1 pseudogene is annotated in these 588 nt (G+C 69.9%); it reads left to right on the forward strand.

From position 1 onward, the window contains the following. Positions 1-271: 271 nt before the first annotated feature. Positions 272-588: pseudogene (locus AC1DYK_RS35525) on the forward strand (hypothetical protein); the annotation flags it as partial.

A 588-nucleotide genomic window follows, 5' to 3' on the forward strand; every position in this document is an offset into this window, starting at 1 on the left:
GGCTTCAACAGCTGGGACTACGTACACGGCGTCGACGAGCACGTCCTCACCGAAAGCCTCGCCTTCGGTGTCCGGGTCCTGGACACCTTCCTCCGGGCGGATCCCTCCGGCCCCGCAGCGGGCTGACTCACCGGCCGTCACCGGCCGCACGACAGGCGAGCCACGCAGCATTGCCCCGGCTCGCCACAGCAAGGCAGCACACAGCACGTTCACCGGTACGACGCGGACCCCCGTGGTCCGCGCCGTACCCACGCTCCTGGAGTGGCACGAAATGACACACACAATGGTCCGCAGCGCGATACGCCGACGTGCTACCGCGCTGGCCGCCGCAGCCCTCACCGGCACTCTCGCCCTCGGCTCGGTCGCCCTGGCCCCCGGGGCCGCCGCCGACACCAAGGGCACCACCCTGCGCGCCGCGATGACCGGCAACGGCATCGACTCGCTGAACCCGTTCCTGGCGTACTTCGCCGGCTCGCTGGATGTCTTCAGCGCCGTCTACCCGTCCCTGAACTCCCTGAACACCGACGGTACCCCCGCGCCGTACCTGGCGACCAAGTGGACGCCTTCGGCCGACAAGCTCACCTGGAC

The organism is Variovorax sp. P2_H12, assembly GCF_056403395.1.